Source organism: Caulobacter sp. GW456-12-1-14-TSB4 (genome assembly GCF_059424195.1).
This window is the reverse complement of the sequence record NZ_JBWKZF010000040.1, coordinates 12,601-32,297: the sequence shown is the minus strand read 5'-3', so window position 1 is coordinate 32,297 and position 19,697 is coordinate 12,601. Positions and strand designations below refer to the sequence as shown.

Here is a 19,697-nt window from a genome sequence, read left to right as displayed (position 1 = left end):
TTCCCGCCACAAGGGCGGGAATGACGGGATGTTTTTGAAGTGGATGGACCCGCCGCCCACCTCACACCAGCGCGCCCTCACGTCCCCGGCTCCACGATCGCCGGCCTGGAGGGCTTCCTCAAGGACGACGCTCCGCATCGCCGCTGCGCGGCCGCCTGGAGGGCGGTGTCGGCGGACCAACCCCTCCAGCCCAGCACGCCGCAGCCTCCAAGAGATGTAAGGCGGGCTCTGGCCCCGAAGGCGCGCCTAGTTAAAGCTGTTTAGTCAGCGGAGTATTTTGACAACATGAACGTTACAAATGATGCACACGCGCCAAGCATAAATAGCGCATCATCTTCATTTACGTTTGGCTTGTCGGAGAAAATATTTGCATGACGTATCCCGCCTTCGGCGTTTGTATAGGCATAGAGTTTTTCTAGCGCTGATTTCAATTGCGGATTGATTACGTTTCTCTTTCCCAGCTCCTTTAGGGCGTCTCCCAGAGTCGCGCTGTCGCCCGCTACGAACCTTGCTGCCGCCTCCACGGCGGTTATGCTCTCGCGTACACTAAGCGCCCAGTTTTCGTGGGCTAGCGCTGCAGCAGCAGATTTTAGATGTGAAAATGTTCCGAGGGATGAACTCGACGAAACATCAAGCGCATTTTGCACCGCATGCGCCTGCTCAGCTGTTCCGACAGCAATAATGGTGTTGTCGCCTAGTGCGCGGTAAGCCAAGTGGCTTTTCTCGAACGCGGACCTAATTTTCGACTTTGTAGAGGTCGCTATGCTGCCATGATTTAATATATATTCTATTATATCAAACACAGGCCCAAAATTACTTTGCTTTATACATTTCTCAAAAAATGACGCAAAATCGTCCACGTCATAATTTATTGACTGAGGATTCGTATTACTCAAGAATTCGATGTTAAAATCGTATATTATAGACTTCCATCGACTACCAAAATAACTACTGTAGTAGCTACTTTCAACATCGCTTCGCATGTCACTGTAAATCGCTCCCCAAATTAAAGCGATGAACTTCTGTGAAGTCTGACCTAATGCCAACTGCTGAGGCAGGGCGGACAAGCCATTGCGCTGAGTAAAGGTGAGATTTTGAGCTTCTGACAAGCTAGCCTCCGGGCTCGGACCGCCAAACTTAATTTCTAAGGCAGCATAGCTGAGTCTCTGGAACTGTAGTGAGTTCGCTTGGTCGGGCTCAGTTCCTGTCCTATCTCCAACCTACATCAACGTGCTCTGGATATTTACTCACCCCTCGGGGTAATCAGCTCCCAGCTTAACCCTCTCCCGCACCGCCTTAAACACCATCGCCATCTCGATGTGCGTGTGCACGTACCCGTGCTCGAACAGGTACGTCAGCATCCGGTCGTAGGCGTCGTCATAGTCCCCCGACACCACGCTCCCCGGCGCGCGCGCCTCGCGTTCCAGCACCGCCAGGACCTCCGGCGCGTCCGCTCGCAACGCGGCGATCACCTCCGACACCTCGTCGTCGGTATATTCCGGGGCGTGATGCGTGCGGCCGGGGTCCTGCGGCAGTCTGCGGGAGAAGCCCATCGGCCCTTAGCCCTCCGCCCGGGTCAGTTTCCAGCGGATCTTGGCCCCGACCTCGGGGCGCACCTGGCTCTTCAGCACGATCTGGCCGGCCTTGCGGGCCAAGCCGTGGTCGAAGTGGGCGGTGGGGGCGATCTCGACGTCGACGGCGTCGTTGCGCAGCCACCAGCCGATGTTGCTGGGGCCTCGGATCAGGACGCTCTTGCCGTCGCGGGCGATCGAGGCGCGGGCCTCGGGGTGGAGGTGGAAGCGCACCGCGAAGGGCAGGTAGCGGCGCGGACCGTTCGGATCGGCGGCGGCGTTGAAGGGGGTGAGGCTGTCCTCGCCGCGCAGCTCGTCATTGACGGCGTCGAGGAACAGGCGGCGGGCGTGCTGCAGGCCGGCATGGCGCCAGCCGTCGTGGACGATGTCCAGCCAGACGCCGCCGACGTCGTCGTGGCGCTTGGCGTCGACCGCTTGCGCGCCGTCGACCAGCCAGGGGCCCAGCGCGCGGGCCTTGAAGCCCGAGAGCGGCCGGCCGGCCGAGCCGTCGCCGACCGAGACGGTGGAGGCCGCGTCCGAGAGGCGGAAGGCGTTGGCGCCGGTGGCCTCGGGGCTCCAGCCGCAGCTGGTGATCAGGCGGTCCTTGGCGCAGACGATCTCGACGGCGGCCGGCTGGGCGCAGGCCGCGACCGAGAGCGGGCCGGCGGGCGGCGCGCCGCAGTCGGCGATGACCTCGATGCTGCCGCCGATCATCTTGTGATAGCCGCTGTGCGGCGCGGCGTTCAGCGGGCGCGGGCCGCTGTCGTCGTGGGCCAGGGCGGCGGCGATGCGCTGCGGGGCGATGGCCTCGCCGCCATGGAAGGCCGCCAGATGGCCGTCGCCGAGGGTGAAGAACCGGGTGGCCGTGGAGAGGCGGTCGATGGCGCGGGAGAGCGCCTCGGGGCTGGGGCGGCCGCGCTGGCCCAGGGCGTCGTCCAGGGTCAGCAGGTCGAACAAGAGCTCGACGCCGGCCTCGGGGCTGCGCGTGGCGTGGCCGCCGTCCGGGAGGACCATCCTGTCGAGGTGGCGGAGCAGGGCTTTGAGGCCCTTGTCGATCAGCCGCTCGCCGGGCTTGCCGGCCAGGACGCAGCCGGCCAGGGCGGCGACGGCGGCGCGCTCCAGGGCCCGCTCGGGGCTCTTGCCGATCTCAATGAGGTGGCGGGCCTGGCGGGCCAGGTCCAGGCACAGGTCGGCGATCTCGGCGTCGCTGCCCTCGGCGGCCAGGGTCTTGGCGGCGCAGGCCAGGTGGAAGACCCGCCGCTCCAGGCACTCGGGACCCCAGGAGAAGGCGTTCCACTTGCCGAACACCCGCCGCCAGTCGTCGAGCAGGCGCAAAGATCGGCGGGCGCCGTCCGAGCCGGCGGCGGCCAGGTCCGGCAGCCAGTCGAAGCGGTGCAGGCTGATGGCGTAGCGGCGCGAGGGGCTGGCGGTGTCGAACGGGTCGCCGTCCGCGCCCATCCGCAGCGTGCCGCCGTCCAGGGTCAGCACGCCGGTGAGGATCTTCCTGCCGTGCTCGGGATCGGTCGGGCGCGGATCGTGGGGGCGGGCCGACAGGCCCTCGGGGCGCGGGAAGGCCAGGGTCAGGCGGTGCGGGCCCGCGCCGTACCACTCGCGGGCGACATGGCCGGAGATCTCGGCGCCGACGGCTTTCCATAGGAGGCCGCCGCCTTTTGGGGAGGCGGGGAACTTCGAGCCGCTGGCGGAACGCTTGACGGCCATCGTGTGGGGTCAGCCGCCCTTCAGCGCGCGGATGTTGTCGGCATAGGCCGCCGGGCCGCCCTTGAACACCGCCGAGCCGGCGACGAGGGCCGTGGCCCCGGCCGCGACGCACTGCGGGGCGGTCGTCGGGGTCACGCCGCCGTCGACCTCGATGATGATGTCGAGCCCAGCCTTGTCCACGAGCTTGCGCAGGGCTTCGACCTTGCGCAGCTGGCCGGGGATGAAGCTCTGGCCGCCGAAGCCGGGATTGACCGACATGACCAGCAGCAGATCGACGTCCTCGAGGATCCACTCGACGTGGTCGAGGCTGGTCGACGGGTTGAACACCACGCCGGCCTTGGCCCCCAGCTCGCGGATGCGCTTCAGCGAGCGGTGCAGGTGCGGGCCGGCTTCGGGGTGGATGCTGATCAGGTCCGCGCCAGCGGCGCGAAACGCTTCAAGGTAAGGGTCAGCGGGGCTGATCATCAGGTGCACGTCGAACGGGATCTTGGCGTGCGGCCGGATGGCTTTGACGATGTCCGGGCCCAGCGTGATGTTGGGTACGAAGTGACCGTCCATCACGTCGACATGCACCCAGTCGGCGCCGGCCGACTCGATGGCGGCGACTTCTTCGCCCAGCTTGGCGAAGTCGGAGGCGAGGATGGAGGGGGCGATGATCGGCGCGGTCATGGTCCTGGGATAACCGCGTCGAGCCGATCTGTCAGCCCTTGCGGAATCTTGCCGCGAAGAAACCGTCCTGGCCGCCGTCGCGGTGATGCGGCAGCAGGCGCAGGGTCCCGCGCGCCGTCAGGCTGGCTTCGGGCGAGCCGCCTTCGCCGGCGGTGATCGGCTCCAGCACCATGTCCTTGCGGCGCGCCAGGAAGGCCTCGACCTGGGCCTCGCCTTCTTCCGGCTCGAGGGAGCAGACGGTGTAGACGAGGCGCCCGCCCGGCTTGAGGCGATCGGCGGCGCTGTCGAGGATCTTGGACTGCACGCCGGCCAGGCTGGCGACGTCGCTGGGGCGAGCGGCCCACAGCACGTCCGGATGGCGGCGGAAGGTGCCGGTCGCCGAGCAGGGCGCGTCCAGCAGGATGGCGTCGAAGATCCGGTCGTCCTCCCAGACGGCCGCGTCGGCGGCGACGATCTCGGCGGCCAGATGCATCCGCTCCAGGTTCTCGCCCACGCGCTTGAGGCGGGCGGCCGAGCGGTCCAGGGCCACGACCTCGGCGCCGGCGGCGGCCAGCTGCAAGGTCTTGCCGCCGGGCGCGGCGCAGAGGTCGAGCACCTTGTCGCCGGCCTTGACGCCCAGCAGGCGGGCGGGGATGGCGGCGGCGGCGTCCTGCACCCACCAGGTCCCGTCCTCGAAGGCCGGCCAGGCGGCGACGTCGCCCTTGCGGCGCACGCGCAGGGTCCCGCCGTCGAGGATCTCGGCTTCCAGTTCCTCGGCCAGGGCGGCGGCGTCGGCCGACGGCTTCAGAGAGAGGTCGGTGGCGGGCTCGATGGCGATCTGGGCGGCGATCTCGCGGGCCGTGGCCTCGCCGAACGCGGCGACCCAGCGGGCATAGAGCCAGGGCGGGGCCAGCAGGGTAGGATCATTGGCCGGCTCGCCGTCGCGCAGCAGCCCGCGCAGCACCGCGTTGACCAGGCCCTTGAACGGACGGCTGGCCTTGTTGGCGCCGGCCAGCTCGACCGAGGTGGCCACGGCGGCGAAGGCCGGCACCTCCAGGTGGAAGGCCTGGGCGGCGCCGAGGCGCAGCAGGTTCATCACCCGGTCCGGCGGGGCCTTCTGCAGGCGGGCGGTCAGGGCGCGGTCGATGGGGCCGAGATGGCGCAGCACGGCCATGGCCAGCGCCCGCGCGAAAGCGCGCTCACGCGGCTCCAGGAAGCGGAAACCGTTGGCCGACGCGGCTTCGTCGATGCCGCCGCGACGCGAAAGCGCCGCCTCGATAAGGTTCAGAGCGGCCTCCCGGGCGGGGAGACCGTCGTTGAGTTCTTGAGTCACCGCCTCGCCGTGCCTCAAAGGCGAGGGCTAGCGCAAGCGTCTTCGCGGAAAAATCGCGCGGCGAGGCGGACGAAAAATGCTAGAATCCGCCCATGTCCGAGCCCTCGAACGCGTCCCAGCCGCCAGAAATCGCCCCTTCCGAGGTCCCCCAAGCAGACGTTTTGGGCGCCGCGCCAGGCAAGACGCTGAGCCCCGCCGCTCGCCGCGCCCTGGAAGAGGCCGCCGCCCGTCGCGCGGCCGATGCCGCGCTGCACCTGCCGCCGGAACAGGGCGGCCGCGAAGGCCCCGAGCCGACGCGCTTCGGCGACTGGGAGAAGAAGGGCGTGGCGGTCGACTTCTGAGACTGGCAGGCTCCCGAAAAACATAAGGGAGCGAACGTCTTGGAAGACCTGGCCGAAAAACGCCTGCAGGTGGTGCGCGACCACATGGCGCTGGAGTGCGTCCACGACTGGGACGCTGTGATCGCCACCTTCGAGCATCCTCGCTACGAGATGCACGGCCCCGGGACCGTGTTCGACGGCGAGGCCGCCGTGCGCGGCTATTTCGCCGCCTCGCGCACGCCGTTCCCGGACCAGGGCAACGAGATCATCGCCATCGCCCATGCCGGCGACACGGTCCTGGTCGAGTTCTGGCTGACCGGCACGCACCTGGGCCCTTTGAGACTGCCGACCGGTATCGCCGAGCCCACCGGCAAGGCCTTCCGCATCCGCATGGCCGCCAGCTTCGAGTTCGCGGCCGGGAGCGACAAGATCATCTGCGAGCGGCCGTACTACGACCAGTTCGCGGTGTTGCGGGCGCTGGAGCTGGGATAGGCAGGTCATGGCCTGCGGCCAGTCGTCGCAGGCCTGGCCACGGCTAAGTCGCCGAAATCCTTGATGGACGGCGATTCTCAACACTCGCGCTGAGCGCGTAGGCCGGTGCGCGCATTCACCGGGCGTTGCTCGCGATAGGAGCGACCGATACGCTTTCCGCAAGGCCGCCTCCGGGCTTTCCCGGGCGGCAAGCCAGCCTCGGACTCTTGCCAGCCTCGGACTCTTGCATGAGCAGTCGGAACGGCGCCTCGATCGCGGATGACGCCGCCTTCCTCTCCGGAGGGGGCGCGATGGCGCGGCTGATCGGCGAGACCGATTGGGCCAGGACGCCGCTGGGGTCGATCGAGACCTGGCCCCAGAGCCTGCGCACCACGGTCAGCCTGTGCCTGGCCTCGAACTTCCCGATCAACATCATCTGGGGCCCCGAGCACTGCCAGATCTACAATGACGGCTACAAGGTCGTCTGCGGCGCGGCCCACCCCCAGGCCTTGGGCGAGCCCTACACCAAGACCTGGGCTTCGGCCTGGCCGGCGATCGGCCAGCCGTTCCACCACGCCCTGGCCGGCGAGACCTCGTTCCTCGAGAACCAGCGGATGTTCCTGTTCCGCAACGGCTATCTGGAAGAGACCTTCTTCACCTTCTCGCTGAGCCCGATCCGCGACGAGAGCGGCGAGATCGGCGGCCTGTTCCACCCCGTCACCGAGACCACGGTCAGCATGCTGGGCGAGCGCCGCACCCGGCTGCTGCGCGACCTGAACGCCGGCCTGGGCGAGGCGAAGGCCACGCGCCAGGTTTTCGACAGCGTCGGGACGATCCTGGGCGATGACGCCTTCGACCTTCCGTTCGTGCTGCTGTACGCGCTGGATGCGCAGACGGGCGACTATCATCTGGCCGGCTCGGTCGGCTTGGCGCAGGGCGATCCGATCGCGCTCCCGGTCCTGTCCGAGGGCTCCGCCTCGCCCTGGCCGGTGGCGGGGCTGGCCACGGCGCGCGAGCCGCTGGAGGTGGTCCTCGACGCCCCGCCGGAGGGCCTGGCGCGCGGGCCCTACGAGGAAGCGCCCCACACGGCCCTGGCCTTCGCCATCTCCACGCCCGACGCGCCTCGGCCTCAGGCCCTGATGATGGTCGGCGCCAGTTCGCGCCTGCCGCTGGACGAGGCCTATCGCGCCTTCCTGGCCCTGCTGGCGGCGGCGATCGGCGCGGGGTTGGCCAGCGCGCGCACCTATGAGGAGGCCCGCCAGCGCGCCGAGGCCCTGGCGGCGCTGGACCAGGCCAAGACCGCCTTCTTCTCGAACGTCAGCCACGAGTTCCGCACGCCTCTGACCCTGATGCTGGGGCCGATCCAGGACGCCCTGGAGGCCGACGATCTGTCGCCGGGCCAGCGCGAGCGCCTGGACGTGGCCCACCGCAACGCCATGCGCCTGCACAAGCTGGTCAATTCGCTGCTGGACTTCTCGCGGGTCGAGGCGGGGCGTTCGAAGGCGGCCTTCCAGCCCACCGACCTGGCGGGCCTGACCGCCGAGCTGGCCAGCAACTTCCGCTCGGCCTGCGATCGCGCCGGCCTGACCCTGACGGTCGACTGCCCGCCCCTGTCGCAGCCGGTCAATGTCGATCGCGAGATGTGGGAGAAGATCGTCCTGAACCTGATCTCCAACGCCTTCAAGTTCACGCTGGCGGGCGGGATCACGGTGCGGTTGCTGCAAGCGGACGGCCGGGTGGCGCTGAGTGTCGAGGACACCGGCCTGGGCATCGCCGAGGCCGAACTGCCGCGCGTGTTCGAGCGCTTCCATCGGATCGAGGGCCAGGGCGGCCGCACCCACGAAGGCAGCGGCATCGGCCTGGCCCTGGTCGAGGAACTGGCCAAGCTGCACGGGGGGACGGTGTCGGTGCGCAGCCGCCTGGGCCAGGGCAGCGTGTTCACGGTCAGCCTGCCGCTGGGTGCCGCCCATCTGCCGCGTGAGCGGGTCTCCCGTCGCGACGCCCTGACCGACACCAGCATCCACGCCGAGGCCTTCGTCGCCGAGGCGCTGCGTTGGCTGCCGGATGAGCCCAAGGCCGCGCCGGACGTCGGGTCGGCCGACGATGTCGGGGCCGCGATCGACGGGCGGCCGCGCGTGGTCCTGGCCGACGACAACGCCGACATGCGCGCCTATGTCCGCCGCCTGCTGGAGGCCGGCGGTTATGAGGTGCGGGCCGTCGCGGACGGTCATGCGGCCCTGGCGGCGGCGATGGACGGCCCGCCGCCGGACCTGATCCTCAGCGACGTGATGATGCCGGGCCTGAGCGGCTTTGGCCTGCTGGCGGCGGTGCGGGCCGAGCCCAGGCTGGAGGGGCAGCTGGTCATCCTGCTGTCGGCGCGGGCGGGCGAGGAGGCGCGGGTCGAGGGCCTGGCCGCCGGAGCCGACGACTATCTGGTCAAGCCGTTCAGCGCTCGTGAGCTGCGGGCGCGGGTCGATGGGGCCGTGCGCCTGGGCCGGCAGCGCCTCCAGGCCGCGCGGCGCGAGCAGGACCTGCGCGCCGAGTTCGTCGCCGAGCGCGGGCGAGCGGCCCTTCTGCAGAGCCAGGCCCAGTTGGACTTCGCGCTGGAGGCCGGACGCCTGGGCGGCTGGGAAATGGACATCGAGAGCGACCGCATCGCCGTCTCGCCCAGTTTCCGCAGCCTGTTCGGCCTGGGGCCCGCCGATCCGTTCGAATACTATGCCGACATCGTCCGGCGGGTGCATCCCGAGGACCGCGATCGCCGCCATGCCGCAGTCCAGCAGGCCATCGCGACGGGGCAGGACCTGGATGTCGAGTACCGCATCGCGGGCGACGATGGAGCCGAGCGCTGGGTGCTGGCGCGGGGGCGGGCGACCTATGAGGACGGGCGGCCGATCCGGCTGGCCGGCGTCACGCTCGACATCACCGAGCGCAAGGCGGCCGAGGCCCGCCAGAAACTGCTGCTGGCCGAGGTGGACCATCGGGCCAAGAACACCCTGGCCAGCGTCCAGTCGATCGCCGTCCAGACCCTGAGGCGGACCCGCGATCCCGAGGCCTTCGCCGAGACCTTCATCGCCCGCATCCACGCGCTGTCACGCGCCCACGAGCTGTTGACGGCCAGCGCCTGGGAGGGCGCGGACCTGGCCGAGGTGATCCGGCGGACGGTCGGCCTGCATCTGCCGCAGGCCGAACAGGCGCGGGTGGCGCCGGCGGGGCCGCCGATTCGACTGGGTCCCAATGCGGCGGTCACGGTCAGCATGGCGTTCAACGAACTGGCGACCAACGCCACCAAGTACGGCGCGCTGTCGGTGGCCGGCGGCCGCGTGACCGTGGACTGGTCGCTGGGGCCGGATCGCGACGAGATCGTCATCGACTGGCGCGAGACGGGCGGCCCCGCCGTGGTCGTCCCGCCCCGCCGGGGCTTTGGGTCGCGTCTCCTGGAACAGGGCCTGCCGCGCGAACTGGGCGGCCAGGCCGAGCTTCAGTTCCTGCCCGAGGGGCTGCGTTGCCTCATGCGTTTGCCGCTGTCGGCCAAGATCAGCCTGGCGGAACGCTGAGCGGGCGGCCGCCTTACGCCTTCTTCTTGCCCTTGGCCTTGGCGGTGTTGAAGGCGACGGCGGCGCGGAACAGGGCCTTGAACGCCTCGGCGTCGATCTCCGCGCCCTCCGGGAAGTCGATGGCGCGGCGGACATTGCCCTCCAGGCTGGAATTGAACAGCGGCTTGGGATCGGCCAGCGCCGCGCCGTGAGCGAAGGTCGTCTTGACCACCTTCTTGTAGACCTCGCCGGTGCAGATCAGGCCGTCGTGCGACCACACAGGCTTGCCCCACTTCCACTCCTCGACCACGTCGGGATCGGCCTCATGGATCAGCTGGCGCATGCGGGCCAGGGTCTGGCCGCGCCAGTCGGTGAGCTCGCCGATGGCGCGGTCGATCAGGATGGAGGCGGGGACGCCGACGTCCTCGGGGCGGGTGCTTTTCATAAGGTGTCCTTGTGTCGCTAGAGGCGTTCGCCAGGCAGGAGGGCGGCCTGGCGGACCCAGTCGCTGAACTGGTCCTCGTCCAGGGGTTCGTCCTCGGAGACGTGCAGGTAGCGCACGGTGTCCTTCTTGGAGGCGACGGGCGGCGGCGGGTCCAGCGCCGCGCCCCGGAAGAAGGCGATCTTCACGTAGCGGGCATAGACGTGGATCGCCAGGAACCAGGCCTTGTCACCGGTTCCGTAGAACGGCGAGTTCCACTTCACCGCCTTGACCACGTCCGGGATCGCGGCGGTGATCAGGGCGTCGAGACGGGCCCCGACGGCGCTTTTCCAGCCCGGCATGGCGGCGATATAGGCCTGCACCGGTCCATCGCCATCGCCCTTGGGGATCTGGGGGTTGCCGCCCGACAGGAGGACCGGTTCGCTCATAAGTCGTCCTTATGCCTTGGCCCGCCGCGCCTTCAGCACATAGGGCAGCACGAAGAGATAGAGGCCGCTGACCAGCAGCAGGATAAGCGGGATCAGGGCGAAAAGGCCAACCCAGGCCGGCGGCTGGCCCTGCGTCATCACCGCCATGTAGCCCATGACCCCCAGGGTGAAGGCGATCGACAGCCAGCGATGCAGCTGGCGCATCAGCGGGCTCATGCGGTCTTCTCCAGCGTGATTTCCAGCTTGTCGAAGAAGGTCTTCCAGCCGGCGTGGGCGCCGCCGAAGGCCTGCTTCTGGTCGGGACGGAAGCCGGCCTGCTCCATGCGCAGGTGGGTGCCGGCGTCGGTTGGGGTCAGGGTGAAGGTGACCACGCTCTTGAGGGCATAGGCCGGGTCCTCGTGGTCGAAGTCCCAGCTGTAGGCCAGCTTGTGGTCGGGCTCGATGGCCAGGACCTCGCAGTCCAGCACGCCGCCCCATTCGCCGGTGAGCTTGAAGTGATGGCCGACGGTCGGGACGAAGTCGTTGGCCATCAGCCATTCGGCGATCAGGTGCGGCTGGGTCAGGGCCCGCCACAGCTTGGCGGGCGGGTGGGCGATGTCGCGCTCGACGACGACAGTTTTTGTCTCGGTCATTGGTCCATCCTGTTGAGCAGGTCTTCCAGCCTGTCGAACCGGCCTTCCCAGAAGCCGGCCATCTGGTTCGTCCAGTCGATCAGCGGCCCGAGGGCGCCGAGCTGGGCGGTGTAGTGGGTCTGGCGGCCGGCCTGCCGATCGCGCACCAGCCCGGCCAGCTTGAGGGCGGCCAGGTGCTTGGAGACGGCGGGTTGGGACACGCCGGCCTGGGCCGTGAGCGCCCCGACCGTCTGCTCGCCGTCCCGGCACAGGCGCTCGAACAGCGCCCGGCGGGTGGGGTCGGCGAGGGTCCGGAAGAGCAGGTCGTGGGGAAGTTGCGGGGTCAAACGAATAACTCTGTGGTTATGGGTTTTCTCATAACTCTGGAGTTATGGATGCGTCAAGAGCGTTGTTCTCCGACCGCGATCCGCTAGCGTGGCTGTCCCACGTCCGGAGACCGCCCTTGCGCCTGCTCGCCAAGATCGTCGCGACCGCCCTGCTGCTGCTGGCTCCGCCGGCCTTCGCCAAACCCGCCAAGCCTGTCCCGGTGCTCACCGCCGGGGCCGTGGCCTCGCCGGACCGCTACGGGGCGCTGGCGGCGCAGGAGATCCTCAAGGCCGGCGGCAACGCGGTCGATGCGGCGGTGGCGACTGGGTTCGCCCTGGCTGTCACCTATCCCGAGGCCGGCAATCTGGGCGGCGGCGGGTTCATGACCCTCTATGTCGGCGGCAAGCCCTACTTCCTAGACTACCGCGAGACGGCCCCGGCGGCGGCCTCGGCCGACATGTATCTGGGCAAGGACGGCGAGCCGGTCGAGGGCCTGTCGCTGTACGGCAATCTCGCGTCCGGCACGCCCGGCACGGTGCGCGGCCTGGCCATGGCCCACAAGCGCTTCGGCAAGCTGCCCTGGGCGCGGGTCCTGGCCCCGGCCATCCGCTACGCCCGCGACGGTTTCGAGGTGAACGCGCAGTTCGCCGGCATGCTGAGCAGCGAGGTCCCGCCGCAATTCAAGGGCACCAACTTCAAGACGTTCTTCGGTCCTCGCAAGGCCGGGACGCTGTTCAAGCAGCCGGACCTTGCCGCCACGCTGGACCGCATCGCCAAGGGCGGCGACCGCGAGTTCTACGAGGGCAAGACCGCCGACCTGCTGGTCGCCCAGATGCAGCGGGGACCCAAGGGCCTGATCACCAAGGCCGATCTGGCCGCGTACAAGGCCGTCTGGCGCGCGCCGATCACCGCCAAGTGGCGCGGCTACGACGTCATCACCGCCCCGCCGCCCAGTTCGGGTGGCGTCGCCCTGATGCAGATGCTGCTGATGAAGCAGGACCTGGCGCCGAGGTTCAAGGGCGTCGCCCTCAACGAACCGCAGTACGTCCACCTGCTGGCCGAGATCGAAAAGCGCGTCTACGCCGACCGCGCGGAGTATCTGGGCGATCCGGACTTCGTGAAGGTCCCGGTGTCGAACCTCATCAACCCCGCTTATGTCGCCATGCGCGCGGCCGAGGTCGATCCGGACAAGCCGTCAGCCACCAAGGCGGTGGTCCCGGGCCTGGAGAAGCCGCAGACCACCCACTTCTCCATCGTCGACAAGTGGGGCAACGCCGTCTCCAACACCTATACGCTGAACGGCTGGTTCGGCTCGGGCGTGGTGGTCGAGGGGGCGGGCTTCATCCTCAACGACGAGATGGACGACTTCTCGGCCAAGCCCGGCGCGCCCAACATGTTCGGCGTGGTCGGCGGGACCGCCAACGCCATCGCGCCGCATAAGCGGCCCTTGTCCTCGATGACCCCGACCATCCTGGTCAAGGACGGCAAGCCGGCCATGGTCATCGGCACGCCGGGGGGCTCGCGGATCTTCACCTGGGTGTTCCAGGTGCTGGCCAATGTCTACGACTTCGACCTCAGCCTGAAGGCGGCCCAGAAGGCCCCGCGCTTCCACCACCAACTGCTGCCGGAGAACGTGATCTTCTACGAGCCGTCCGCGCCGCCGTCGGCCGGTTTGAAGACGGCGCTGGAGGGGCGCGGCTACAAGTGGGTCGAGGACTTCAGCGGCGACATGGAGGCGATCCAGGTGGTGGGCAAGACGCCCGTGCCGGAGGCGGACCCCCGGGCGCGGGGCGTGGCGCTGGTGGTGAAGTAGAGCGGCGGCGCTGGCCCCCTCCACCGGCGTTTGCCGGTCCCCCTCCCCCAAGAGGGGGAGGAGAGCCCACCCCGCAAGGGCGGAGGTTAACTCTCCGCCCCGTTTGGGGGCGGACAGACCTGCGCGAGCAGGTCAGGTGGGGGCCTGTGCTGAGCTACAGCCCACTGATCTCCGCCACCACCTTCAGCGCCGCCTCGCGCGGGTCGTTCGCCGCCGTGATCGGGCGGCCGCAGACGAGGTGGCTGGCGCCGGCGCGGATGGCGTCGGCGGGCGCAGCGGCGCGGGCCTGGTCGTTCTTGGCCGACCAGTCGGGGCGCACGCCGGGGGTGACGATGAGGAAGTCCGGCTTGCCGGCTTCTTTGGCAATCTCGCGAGCCATGGCCGCCTCGTGCGGCGACGAGACGATGCCATCGACGCCGGCCTCGATCGCCTGGCGCACGCGGCGCTCGACCAGGTCGTGGGCGTTGAAGCTGTAGCCCATCTCGACGAGGTCGGCGTCGGTCAGGCTGGTCAGCACCGTGACGGCCAGAATCTTCAACGACGAGTCGCCGCGCGCCTTCACCGCCGCCTTCATCACCTGCGGCTCGGCGTGGACGGTCAGCAGGTCGCAGCCGCTTTGCGCCAGCACCCGGGCCGAGCGCTCCACGGTCGCGCCGATGTCGTGCAGCTTCCAATCGAGGAAGATCGACTTGCCCGAGGCCTTTAGCTCATGGGCCAGGGTCATGCCGTCGCTGGCCAGCAGCTCCAGGCCGATCTTGTAGAACGACACCGCGTCGCCCAGCTGGTCCACCATCTGGCGGGCGTCGTCGGTGGTGGGCAGGTCCAGCGGAACGATCAGGCGCGGATCGGCGGTCATGTCTTTGCCCCCAGGGGTTGGCGCGCGTGATCGTCCGCCCTAGGAAGGGCGAAGTTTCCGGCGCGATCAAAAGGTAAGGACGTCGAATGACCGAGGCCAAACTCGCCGTCAACTTCTTCGTCGCGCTGTTCGCCCTGATCGACCCGATCGGCAACGTGCCGTTGTTCGCCGCCGCCACCCTGGGCGCGGCCGCTGCCGGCCGTCGAATGGTCGCCGTCTATATCGGCCTGTTCGTCGCCGCGTTCCTGATCTTCTTCTTCTTCACGGGCGTGGGCCTGCTGGCCTTCTTCGGCATCTCGATGCCGGCCTTCCGTATCGCCGGCGGGGTGATCCTGTTCATCCTGGGCCTGGACATGCTGCGCGACGACTTCACCACCATGTTCGCCGACGCGGCCGAGGGGATCGAGGGTCAGTCGGCGCGGGTCTACGCCCAGAAGCGCTTCGAGCGCCTGATCGTGCCGTTCGCCATGCCGCTGCTGATCGGGCCGGGCGCGATCTCGACCGTGATCATCTACGCCGCCGAGGCCAAGCCGTTCGGCTGGGCGGGCCTGGGCCTGGGCGTGGCGGTGATCTCGGCGGTGTCGCTGGTGATGGTGGCGGTGTTCTGGGCCGCGCCGCTGATCAGCAAGGTGCTGGGCCGGATCGGCATGAGCATCGTGGTGCGGGTGCTGGGCCTGATCCTCTGCGCCCTGGCGGTGCAGTTCGTGCTGATCGGCGTCGGCGACGCCACGCGCGGCCTGGTCCGCCAGGACGCCAAGGCGCCCTACGCGGCCGCTAAGTAGCCGCGCGGTCTGGACAGTCTTGGCCGCAGGAGCCCATATCCCCGCCATGCGCGCACACGATGCCGATGTGATCATCGCCGGCGCCGGCATGGCCGGCTCGACCCTGGCTCTGGCCTTGGCCTCCGGAGGCCTGAAGCCGCTGCTGGTCGATCCCCAGCCGTTCGAGGCCCAGCTGGCCCCGACCTTCGACGGGCGCAGCTCGGCGATCGCCTATTCCAGCTTCCGCCAGTGGCGCACGATCGGCGCGGGCGAGGCCCTGGCGTCGCACGCCCAGCGCATCGAGCAGATCCTGGTCACCGACGGCCGCACGCCCGGGGCCGCGGCCCGCAAGGCCTCGCCGGCCTTCCTGCGCTTTGATAGCAGCGAGATCTCCGGCCGCATCGACGGCGAGCCGCTGGGCTATCTGATCGAGAACCGCCAGATCCGCGCGGCCTTGTCCCAGGCGGTGATCGCCAAGGGCATTCCGGTCATCGCGCCGATGGCGGCCAAGGCCCTGACGGTCGAGGCCGGCGCGGCGAAGCTCACCCTGTCCGACGGCCGGGTGCTGTCGGCCCCGCTGGCGGTCAGCGCCGAGGGCCGGGGCTCGGTCCTGCGCCGGGCGGCCGGCATCGGCGAGATCGGCTGGGGCTATGGCCAGAGCGGCGTCGTCTGCACCGTGCGGATGCAGCGCCCGCACGAGGGCGTCGCCCACGAATATTTCCTGCCCAGCGGCCCGTTCGCCATCCTGCCGCTGACCGACAATCGCGCCAGCCTGGTCTGGACCGAGAGCACCGCGCGCGGCGAGGCGCTGCGCAACGCCTCGAAGGAAGCCTTCCACGCCCACCTGATGCGGCGGTTCGGCGACTTCCTGGGCGAGGTCACGATCGAGGGGCCGACCTTCGTCTATCCGCTGTCGCTGTCGCTGGCCGAGCGCATGGCAGCGCCGCGCCTGGCCTTGATCGGCGACGCCGCGCATGGGGTGCATCCGATCGCGGGGCAGGGCCTGAACCTGGGTCTGAAGGATGCCGCCGCCCTGGCCGAGGTGCTGGTCGAAGCCGTTCGCAATGGCGAGGACATCGGCAGTGAGGTGGTGCTGGAGCGCTATGTCCGCTGGCGGCGGTTCGACACGGTCAGCAATGCGCTGGCGTTCGACGCGTTCGTGCGGGTGTTCTCGAACGATAATCCGCTGATGCGGGTCGTGCGGGGCGCTGGGTTGGCGGTGGTCAACCAGATCGCGCCGGCGCGACGGTTCTTCATGCACGAGGCTGGCGGCGGGGTGGGTGACCTGCCGAAGCTGCTGCGGGGTGTGAGCCTCTAGAGGGCGGCGCTGTCCCCCTCCACCGCCGTTCGGCGGTCCCCCTCCCCCAAAGGGGGAGGAGAGTGTTCCCGGTGAGGGGGAAAGCCATTTCTTCTCCGCCCCGTTTGGGGGCGGACAGACCTGCGTAAGCAGGTCAGGTGGGGGCCTGTGCTGAGCTTAGAGCTCCCGCGCCTCTTCCGGCAGCATGATCGGCACGCCATCCCGGATCGGATAGGCCAGCTTGGCCGAGCGGCTGATCAGCTCGCCCTTGGCGCGGTCGTATTCCAGCGGGCCGCGCGTCACGGGGCACACCAGAACTTCCAGCAGGCGCGGGTCGACGTCGATGATCTGAGCGGGAGCGTCTTGGGTCATGACGCCTCTCTACTGGATCGAATGCGGTTCGTCATCGTCCCCGGCGGCCGCGTCGATCTCCAGCAGCGCGGTCAGGGTCGCCTTGCGCTCGAAGATGGTCTCGGCCTCCAGCAGGGCCTGCTTTTCCATCGGGTCGAAGGGCAGGGCCATGGCCAGGCTGTTGATCAGGGCGTCCGAGGGCGCGCTCTCGGCGTCGGTCCAGTCGATGGCCAGGCCCCGATGGTCGAGATAGCGGCGGAGAGCGTTCAGCAAGCGGTCGATATCGGCGGCGGTGCGGGTGCCGCCCGGGCCGTCCTCGCGCAGGTCGGGCTCATAGGGCGCGAAGTCGGCGCGGACCTGGCGGTAGGGCGTGCGCACCGGCAGCTCGTCACCGGCCCGGAAGCGGCAGACCCCGGTCAGGGTGATCAGGTAGCGGCCGTCGCTGGTCTCGGCGAAGCTGGTCACCCGGCCGGCGCAGCCGACGGGGGCCAGGGACGGGCGCTGGTTGTCGGCGGCCTGGTGCGGGCGGGTCTGGATCATGCCGATGATCCGCTCGCCCGACATGGCGTCGTCCAGCATGTTCAGGTAGCGCGGCTCGAAGATGTTCAGCGGCAGCTGGCCGCCGGGCAGCAGCAGCACCCCGTCCAGCGGGAACACCGGGATCACCAGCGGAAGGTCGCTCAGCTTTCGGTAGGCCGCCGCCATTCAGCGCTCCCTTTGCTTCGTTTTTGTCCTAGCTGAACAGGATCGACGACAGTTTGCGCCGGCCCTGCTTGGCCACTTCCGAGGTCGGACCGGCCGCCTCGAACACCGTCAGCAGCTGCTTGCGCGCCGCGTCGTCGTTCCACGTACGGTCGCGGGCGATGATGGTCAGAAGATGGTCGGCGGCCGCGTCCAGGCGTCCGGTCCCGGCCAGGGCCTTGGCCAGCTCGAAGCGGGCCTCGTGGTCGTCGGGGTCGGCGGCCAGGCGCTTGTCGAACTCGGCGGTCTCGGACGGGGCGTCTTCGGCCAGCGCCAGCGCGGCGCGGGCGGCGTCCAGGTCGGGGTCCTTGGCGTCGGCCGGGGCCATGGCGACGATTTCGGCCGCGCCCTCCAGGTCGCCGTTCAGCAGATAGGCGCGGGCCATGCCGCCCAGGGCCTTGATGTTCTCCGGATCGGTCTGCAGCGCCTGGGCGAAGGCCTGGGCCGCGCCGCCGATGTCACCGATCTCCAGCGATTCCTTGCCCAGGGCGAGCAGCTCCTCGATGGCGCTGGCGCCCTCGGCCCCGGCCAGTTTCTCGACGAAGGCCTTGACCTGGCTCTCGGGCAGGGCGCCCTGGAACGCGTCCACCGGGCGGCCATCGACGAAGGCGTAGACGGTCGGGATCGACTGCACGCGCAGCTGGCCGGCGAAGCCCGGATTGGCGTCGACGTCGATCTTGACCAGCTTGACCGCGCCATTGGCGGCGCCGACGACCTTTTCCAGGGCCGGGGTCAGCTGCCGGCACGGGCCGCACCAAGTGGCCCAGAAGTCGACGATGACGGGCTGGGTCTTGGAGGCCTCGATCACGTCCGCCATGAAGCTGGCGTCGGTGCCGTCCTTGATGTGTTCGCTCTTCGAAGGCGCGGGCTTTTCGCCGATCAGGGACATCGGGTCTCTCGTGTACTCAAGGTGGGAACGCTCGAAGCGGCAAGATGGTCCTTCGAGACCATCTTCGCAACGCTCCGCATCCCACAACCCGCTCATCCCCGCGAAAGCGGGGATGAGCGGTGTTTGAGGGGGCTTAGCCCACCACTTCCATCGCCGCGAAATCCACGATCATCGGCTCCACGCCCAGCGCTGTCAGGAACTTGCGGAAATCGGCCTGGGACACCGCCGTGGTGGCGTCGTTGCCCAGGGGGTGGAAGTTGACCGGGTCGCTGTCCGCCAGGGCCTTGTCGAGCACGAAGCGCAGGCGCTTTTCGGTGTCGTTGATCAGGCCGAACGCCGTTACCGAGCCCGGCGTCACGCCCAGGGTCTCGACCATCATCTCGACGGGGCCGAACGACAGCCGGCCCGAGCCGATCACGTGGTGCAGCTTCTTCAGGTCGATCGTCGTCTCGCCCAGGGCCGAGATCAGCCACAGCTGGCCCTTGGCGTCCTTGAGGAACAGGTTCTTGGTGTGACCGCCGGGCAGGGCCGCCTTGATCTCCAGCCCTTCCTCGACGCGGAACACCGGCGGGTGGTCGAGGGTCGCGTGCTTCACGCCGTGGGCGTCGAAGAAGGCGAAGAGATCGGAGCGGGTCTTCATGCGGCTCTACTAGACGGCGGAAGGGCGCGAGCGCTAGACCTGACCATCAGGGTAGGAAAACAAGGACGAAGGCCGGCATGGAACTGGAGTGCTATCCCACCGAGAACCGTCCGCCGGATATCGTGCCGGGCCGCCCGCAGCGCGCCTGGATGGATCATTTCGCCGACCGCCATCCCTATCGTTGCCTGCCGCTGACCATGGCCAACACCACCGGCTGGGACATCCTGTGTCCGGTCGGCTTCTCGATGACCTGGGACGGCGGGGCGCATCAGGACTGCATCAAGTTCCAGCCTGACCACCCCTATCCAGGCTTCACCGATTTCGTGAAGTCGCACTTCACCCGGGGCGTGGTGACCTTCCACACCGGCTATCTGTTCCGCACCCCGCCCAGCTGGTCGCTGATGACCATGGGGCCGCCCAATCATATCAAGGACGGCATCCAGCCGCTGGCCGGCGTGATCGAGACCGATTGGCTGCCGTTCCCCTTCACGATGAACTGGATGTTCACCCGTCCCGGCACGGTGCGGTTCGAGAAGGGCGAGACCTTCTGCTTCATCATGCCGATCCAGGACAAGCCGATCGAGGCCTTCCAGCCGGTGATCCGCTCGATGAACTCCAACACCGACCTGCGCCGCCAGTACGACGTCTGGGCCGAGAAGCGCACGGAGTTCAACAAGCTGATCTTCAAGCGCGACCCGGAGGCGACCAAGGAGGCCTGGCAGCGCTTCTACTTCAAGGGCGAATACCCCGAGGAGATTCAGGCCGAGGCCCCCAGCCACCACGTCAACAAGCGCCGGATGAAGGCCCCGAAGGTCGGGGCCTAGGGGGCGGCGGCGCGACCGCATGATGTTTCAATCTCGCAAAGAAATACTACCATCACGCGATATGTGGTGGTAGTTTAGCTTGGCGCGAAAGTGCGCGCCCCGATTTCAAGTCCCCAATT

Annotated in this window: 22 protein-coding genes; 7 read left to right on the top strand and 15 right to left on the bottom strand. The window is 68.6% G+C overall.

What is annotated here, in order from left to right; genetic code table 11:
* Positions 1-260 precede the first annotated feature (260 nt).
* From AC07YH_RS24540 to AC07YH_RS24520, 5 genes are all read right to left on the bottom strand, one after another.
* Complete coding sequence (locus AC07YH_RS24540) at positions 261-1,109, bottom strand: AbiJ-NTD4 domain-containing protein (RefSeq protein ID WP_494749519.1); 849 nt, start codon at positions 1,107-1,109, stop codon at positions 261-263.
* A gap of 138 nt (positions 1,110-1,247) precedes the next feature.
* Positions 1,248-1,553, bottom strand: coding sequence for a hypothetical protein (locus AC07YH_RS24535; protein ID WP_494749518.1), 306 nt, complete (start codon positions 1,551-1,553; stop codon positions 1,248-1,250).
* Positions 1,554-1,559: 6 nt separating this feature from the next.
* Entirely contained in the window at positions 1,560-3,290 is a 1,731-nt protein-coding gene (locus tag AC07YH_RS24530; protein WP_494749517.1) for a heparinase II/III family protein, read from the bottom strand.
* Positions 3,291-3,299: 9 nt separating this feature from the next.
* On the bottom strand, positions 3,300-3,959 hold the full coding sequence (rpe, locus tag AC07YH_RS24525) for a ribulose-phosphate 3-epimerase (protein WP_494749516.1): 660 nt from the start codon (positions 3,957-3,959) through the stop codon (positions 3,300-3,302).
* A 31-nt stretch (positions 3,960-3,990) separates the two neighbouring features.
* Positions 3,991-5,271, bottom strand: a complete 1,281-nt coding sequence (locus AC07YH_RS24520; protein WP_494749515.1) for an RsmB/NOP family class I SAM-dependent RNA methyltransferase — start codon at positions 5,269-5,271, stop codon at positions 3,991-3,993.
* Positions 5,272-5,363: 92 nt separating this feature from the next.
* Here AC07YH_RS24520 and AC07YH_RS24515 point away from each other — a divergent pair, with 92 nt between their 5' ends.
* From AC07YH_RS24515 to AC07YH_RS24505, 3 genes are all read left to right on the top strand, one after another.
* A complete protein-coding gene (locus tag AC07YH_RS24515; protein WP_494749514.1) occupies positions 5,364-5,612 on the top strand; it encodes a DUF1674 domain-containing protein in 249 nt (82 codons plus the stop codon).
* A 39-nt stretch (positions 5,613-5,651) separates the two neighbouring features.
* Positions 5,652-6,083 (top strand): ester cyclase, encoded by a 432-nt coding sequence (locus AC07YH_RS24510; RefSeq protein ID WP_494749513.1) that lies wholly within the window; start codon positions 5,652-5,654, stop codon positions 6,081-6,083.
* A 227-nt stretch (positions 6,084-6,310) separates the two neighbouring features.
* Complete coding sequence (locus AC07YH_RS24505; protein WP_494749512.1) at positions 6,311-9,619, top strand: ATP-binding protein; 3,309 nt, start codon at positions 6,311-6,313, stop codon at positions 9,617-9,619.
* A 13-nt stretch (positions 9,620-9,632) separates the two neighbouring features.
* Here the strand turns inward: AC07YH_RS24505 and AC07YH_RS24500 are convergent, their stop codons facing one another.
* Genes AC07YH_RS24500 through AC07YH_RS24480 form a run of 5 tightly spaced genes read right to left on the bottom strand, consistent with a single transcriptional unit; the run spans position 9,633 to position 11,426 of the window.
* On the bottom strand, positions 9,633-10,043 hold the full coding sequence (locus AC07YH_RS24500; RefSeq protein WP_494749511.1) for a DUF1801 domain-containing protein: 411 nt from the start codon (positions 10,041-10,043) through the stop codon (positions 9,633-9,635).
* Between the two features lie 17 nt (positions 10,044-10,060).
* The gene (locus AC07YH_RS24495; protein ID WP_494749510.1) at positions 10,061-10,468 is read right to left on the bottom strand and encodes a DUF1801 domain-containing protein; all 408 of its coding nucleotides are present in this window, start codon (positions 10,466-10,468) and stop codon (positions 10,061-10,063) included.
* Between the two features lie 9 nt (positions 10,469-10,477).
* A complete protein-coding gene (locus AC07YH_RS24490) occupies positions 10,478-10,684 on the bottom strand; it encodes a hypothetical protein (protein ID WP_494749521.1) in 207 nt (68 codons plus the stop codon).
* Positions 10,681-11,100 carry an SRPBCC family protein gene (locus AC07YH_RS24485; protein ID WP_494749509.1) on the bottom strand — a complete coding sequence of 140 codons (420 nt, stop codon included), beginning with the start codon at positions 11,098-11,100 and terminating at the stop codon, positions 10,681-10,683. The genes AC07YH_RS24490 and AC07YH_RS24485 overlap by 4 nt, the downstream gene beginning before the upstream one ends.
* Complete coding sequence (locus AC07YH_RS24480) at positions 11,097-11,426, bottom strand: ArsR/SmtB family transcription factor (protein WP_494749508.1); 330 nt, start codon at positions 11,424-11,426, stop codon at positions 11,097-11,099. The genes AC07YH_RS24485 and AC07YH_RS24480 overlap by 4 nt, the downstream gene beginning before the upstream one ends.
* A gap of 116 nt (positions 11,427-11,542) precedes the next feature.
* On the opposite strand from AC07YH_RS24480, the gene ggt reads away from it, so the two are divergent.
* Complete coding sequence (gene ggt, locus AC07YH_RS24475; protein ID WP_494749507.1) at positions 11,543-13,219, top strand: gamma-glutamyltransferase; 1,677 nt, start codon at positions 11,543-11,545, stop codon at positions 13,217-13,219.
* 154 nt (positions 13,220-13,373) lie between these two features.
* On the opposite strand, the gene pyrF is transcribed toward ggt, so the two are convergent.
* On the bottom strand, positions 13,374-14,075 hold the full coding sequence (pyrF, locus tag AC07YH_RS24470; RefSeq protein ID WP_494749506.1) for an orotidine-5'-phosphate decarboxylase: 702 nt from the start codon (positions 14,073-14,075) through the stop codon (positions 13,374-13,376).
* A gap of 86 nt (positions 14,076-14,161) precedes the next feature.
* Between pyrF and AC07YH_RS24465 the strand changes: the two genes are divergently transcribed.
* Positions 14,162-14,857: a MarC family protein gene (locus AC07YH_RS24465; RefSeq protein WP_494619621.1), complete on the top strand. Its 696-nt coding sequence runs from the start codon at positions 14,162-14,164 to the stop codon at positions 14,855-14,857.
* A gap of 46 nt (positions 14,858-14,903) precedes the next feature.
* Complete coding sequence (locus AC07YH_RS24460; protein WP_494749505.1) at positions 14,904-16,154, top strand: UbiH/UbiF/VisC/COQ6 family ubiquinone biosynthesis hydroxylase; 1,251 nt, start codon at positions 14,904-14,906, stop codon at positions 16,152-16,154.
* Between the two features lie 156 nt (positions 16,155-16,310).
* On the opposite strand, the gene AC07YH_RS24455 is transcribed toward AC07YH_RS24460, so the two are convergent.
* The 4 genes from AC07YH_RS24455 to AC07YH_RS24440 all read right to left on the bottom strand — a co-directional run bounded on the left by AC07YH_RS24455 (position 16,311) and on the right by AC07YH_RS24440 (position 18,754).
* A complete protein-coding gene (locus tag AC07YH_RS24455; RefSeq protein ID WP_494749504.1) occupies positions 16,311-16,505 on the bottom strand; it encodes a Trm112 family protein in 195 nt (64 codons plus the stop codon).
* 9 nt (positions 16,506-16,514) lie between these two features.
* Complete coding sequence (locus AC07YH_RS24450; RefSeq protein WP_494749503.1) at positions 16,515-17,189, bottom strand: LON peptidase substrate-binding domain-containing protein; 675 nt, start codon at positions 17,187-17,189, stop codon at positions 16,515-16,517.
* A gap of 28 nt (positions 17,190-17,217) precedes the next feature.
* Entirely contained in the window at positions 17,218-18,114 is an 897-nt protein-coding gene (locus AC07YH_RS24445) for a tetratricopeptide repeat protein (protein WP_494749502.1), read from the bottom strand.
* Positions 18,115-18,247: 133 nt separating this feature from the next.
* Positions 18,248-18,754 (bottom strand): prolyl-tRNA synthetase associated domain-containing protein, encoded by a 507-nt coding sequence (locus AC07YH_RS24440; RefSeq protein ID WP_494749501.1) that lies wholly within the window; start codon positions 18,752-18,754, stop codon positions 18,248-18,250.
* 77 nt (positions 18,755-18,831) lie between these two features.
* On the opposite strand from AC07YH_RS24440, the gene AC07YH_RS24435 reads away from it, so the two are divergent.
* On the top strand, positions 18,832-19,578 hold the full coding sequence (locus AC07YH_RS24435; RefSeq protein WP_494749500.1) for a DUF6065 family protein: 747 nt from the start codon (positions 18,832-18,834) through the stop codon (positions 19,576-19,578).
* The last annotated feature ends 119 nt before the right edge of the window (positions 19,579-19,697 follow it).

What these genes read in the sequence shown, in the direction of transcription:
- AC07YH_RS24465 (WP_494619621.1), top strand. Translation starts at nt 14,162, where the DNA reads ATGACCGAGGCCAAACTCGCCGTCAACTTCTTCGTCGCGCTGTTCGCC.
- AC07YH_RS24500 (WP_494749511.1), bottom strand. Translation starts at nt 10,043, where the DNA reads ATGAAAAGCACCCGCCCCGAGGACGTCGGCGTCCCCGCCTCCATCCTG.
- AC07YH_RS24445 (WP_494749502.1), bottom strand. Translation starts at nt 18,114, where the DNA reads ATGTCCCTGATCGGCGAAAAGCCCGCGCCTTCGAAGAGCGAACACATC.
- AC07YH_RS24535 (WP_494749518.1), bottom strand. Translation starts at nt 1,553, where the DNA reads ATGGGCTTCTCCCGCAGACTGCCGCAGGACCCCGGCCGCACGCATCAC.
- AC07YH_RS24450 (WP_494749503.1), bottom strand. Translation starts at nt 17,189, where the DNA reads ATGGCGGCGGCCTACCGAAAGCTGAGCGACCTTCCGCTGGTGATCCCG.
- pyrF (WP_494749506.1), bottom strand. Translation starts at nt 14,075, where the DNA reads ATGACCGCCGATCCGCGCCTGATCGTTCCGCTGGACCTGCCCACCACC.
- AC07YH_RS24485 (WP_494749509.1), bottom strand. Translation starts at nt 11,100, where the DNA reads ATGACCGAGACAAAAACTGTCGTCGTCGAGCGCGACATCGCCCACCCG.
- AC07YH_RS24460 (WP_494749505.1), top strand. Translation starts at nt 14,904, where the DNA reads ATGCGCGCACACGATGCCGATGTGATCATCGCCGGCGCCGGCATGGCC.
- AC07YH_RS24505 (WP_494749512.1), top strand. Translation starts at nt 6,311, where the DNA reads ATGAGCAGTCGGAACGGCGCCTCGATCGCGGATGACGCCGCCTTCCTC.
- rpe (WP_494749516.1), bottom strand. Translation starts at nt 3,959, where the DNA reads ATGACCGCGCCGATCATCGCCCCCTCCATCCTCGCCTCCGACTTCGCC.
- AC07YH_RS24490 (WP_494749521.1), bottom strand. Translation starts at nt 10,684, where the DNA reads ATGAGCCCGCTGATGCGCCAGCTGCATCGCTGGCTGTCGATCGCCTTC.
- AC07YH_RS24530 (WP_494749517.1), bottom strand. Translation starts at nt 3,290, where the DNA reads ATGGCCGTCAAGCGTTCCGCCAGCGGCTCGAAGTTCCCCGCCTCCCCA.
- AC07YH_RS24515 (WP_494749514.1), top strand. Translation starts at nt 5,364, where the DNA reads ATGTCCGAGCCCTCGAACGCGTCCCAGCCGCCAGAAATCGCCCCTTCC.
- AC07YH_RS24455 (WP_494749504.1), bottom strand. Translation starts at nt 16,505, where the DNA reads ATGACCCAAGACGCTCCCGCTCAGATCATCGACGTCGACCCGCGCCTG.
- AC07YH_RS24495 (WP_494749510.1), bottom strand. Translation starts at nt 10,468, where the DNA reads ATGAGCGAACCGGTCCTCCTGTCGGGCGGCAACCCCCAGATCCCCAAG.
- AC07YH_RS24435 (WP_494749500.1), top strand. Translation starts at nt 18,832, where the DNA reads ATGGAACTGGAGTGCTATCCCACCGAGAACCGTCCGCCGGATATCGTG.
- AC07YH_RS24440 (WP_494749501.1), bottom strand. Translation starts at nt 18,754, where the DNA reads ATGAAGACCCGCTCCGATCTCTTCGCCTTCTTCGACGCCCACGGCGTG.